The sequence below is a fragment of the Geminicoccus sp. genome (assembly GCF_036263595.1).
Taxonomy (GTDB): Bacteria; Pseudomonadota; Alphaproteobacteria; order Geminicoccales; family Geminicoccaceae; genus Geminicoccus.
The window spans coordinates 1-1994 of sequence record NZ_DATAGQ010000080.1 but is presented as its reverse complement, the minus strand read 5'-3'; the positions used below and the strand labels follow the sequence as shown (position 1 = coordinate 1994).

Genomic DNA, 1994 nt, shown 5'->3' with positions numbered 1-1994 from the left:
GGCAGCCAATCGAGTTCCCATTCCCGGAGTTGGCGCTCACCTGCAAGGCCGTACATGATCTGCAACTGCGATGGGCTACCGGCGACCGCGCGCAGCAGCCACTCCTGCCATGCCTGCGCTTCTTCCAGAAAACCTGCATCGATCAACGCGAGCAGGGTGAGCGTGGCATCACGGAGCCAGCAGAACCGATAGTCCCAGTTGCGTGGACCGCCGATCTGCTCGGGCAAGGAAGTCGTGGCAGCCGCGGCGATGCCACCCGTGGGCGCATAAGTCAGGGCCTTCAAGGTGACCAGCGAGCGTCGTACCGCCTCGGGCCAGTCGCCTGCATAGGTGCACTGGTTGGACCAGGCACGCCAGAAGTGTTCCGTCTCGTCCAGGGCGACGTGTGGTTCGACCGGTACCGGCGACATCTGGTGAGAAGACGTGTGGGCGAGCACGAAGCTCGCCTCTTCCCCGGCGGCCAGGACGAACTCACCTACCGTGCTCAGGTTCTCGCCGTGAAGCGGCACCGTCGCGTGCAGCACGACCATGTCCGGACCCGCAATGGCGCGCAGGCTGCCGCCTTCGGTGTGCGTCACCCAAGGCACCGCCGAGCCGTAGTCGAAGCGCAGGATCAACTGGGTGCGCATCGCCACCTTCCCGCGCCGGCCGATCGCGATACGCACGAGATCCGATGCCGCACTGCGCGGAGGCATGAAGTCGATGATCGTAATGGCGCCGTCGGCCGTCTCGTAGTCCGTCTCGAGGATCAGCGTGCCGCCCTCACGGTATCTGCGCGAAACCCGCGGCGCGGCATCGACGGGGGCGAGCAGCCAGCGTCCATGCTCCGGCCCCCCAAGGAGCGCGGCAAAGCAGGCGGGGCTGTCGAAGCGTGGCCAGCACAGCCAGTCGATCGAACCGTCGCGTGCTATCAGCGCTGTGGTCTCGCAGTCGCCGATAAGGGCGTAGTCCTCAATACGGGAGGCCAAGGAAGAGTCCTTCCAGTCGTTGCGGCAATGGCGGTCTCATCCCAGGCAGAGACATGGCACCTAGTATGCGCCACCGTCTCGGCGATTGTCGTTTCCGAGCGGCCCAGCAGAGGTCTTGGCGGAACAAGCTTGGTGACCTTGTCATCTTCGGCTGGTCGAGACGGAAGCTGTACACGGCTGGCACCCGCGGCAGAAGGGTCATCGGTGGGTTCGAAGGCAATGAGCTGGCATGCTCATCTGCTCGAACGGGTTCATGAGCCCGCGCTTGTGGGAGCGCCTGCAGAGCAGGCGCAGCGACAGCTGGCGTCGTCCTCGTACCGGGCCGCTTGAACAGCGTGATCGGAGGCTTGCGCCGGCACGACAATACCGTCCGCCTGTATTCCGCGTTTGCCTGCCGGATGCCCACATCCAAGTAGTGCTGTGGCTGGCTACACAACCTTGGCAGCAAAGCCAAACATGCACTAGCATGCAAGTCATAATATCCGATCGGTCGACGTAGATATTATGTTAATCTACATATTTTATTTAGATGAATTGTTCCTAATGAACATTTTCTTCTGCTGAAGAATCAGGGAGTTCAAGATGTTGAAGTCAGTCTTGGTGGCCGCTGCGCTTGTGTCGGTGCTGGCCCTCGGGGCGCAAACAGCGCAGGCGGCAACCCGCTGCGGTGGGCAGTACAGCTCGAGCAATCTTTTCTGGCATACGGCAGCGCCCTCGGTCAGCCAGGTCATGGCGCAGCTGCCGGCCGACAAGCGCCGCTTGTCCGGGAACATGCTGTCGCTGGACTATCGCCCGGATGCGGCCGGCAAGATCGTCAACCAGACAGACTTCGCCAAGCACTGGACGGCGATCTTCGGCACCAACACGAGCACCGGCTATGGGCGGCTCGACCGTGGGGCCTGGATGCCTGGTGCCAACTCGAGCTGGGGCAACAGCACCCAGATCAGCCGGAAGAACCTTTCGCAGTGCATCGTGGACGGCACGACGACCGCGATCTGCCTGGGCATCCCCTCGCACTCGACCATC

The 1994-nt window shown here is 62.8% G+C and carries 2 protein-coding genes; one reads left to right on the top strand and one right to left on the bottom strand.

Annotation, left to right across the window (positions count from 1 at the left end; all coding sequences use genetic code 11):
- On the bottom strand, positions 1-968 hold a 968-nt coding region (locus VHL31_RS07005), incomplete at its 3' end, for a glycoside hydrolase family 15 protein (RefSeq protein ID WP_329660491.1).
- Between the two features lie 582 nt (positions 969-1550).
- On the opposite strand from VHL31_RS07005, the gene VHL31_RS07000 reads away from it, so the two are divergent.
- Positions 1551-1994: hypothetical protein (locus VHL31_RS07000; protein WP_329660490.1), on the top strand; the 444-nt coding region annotated here is incomplete at its 3' end.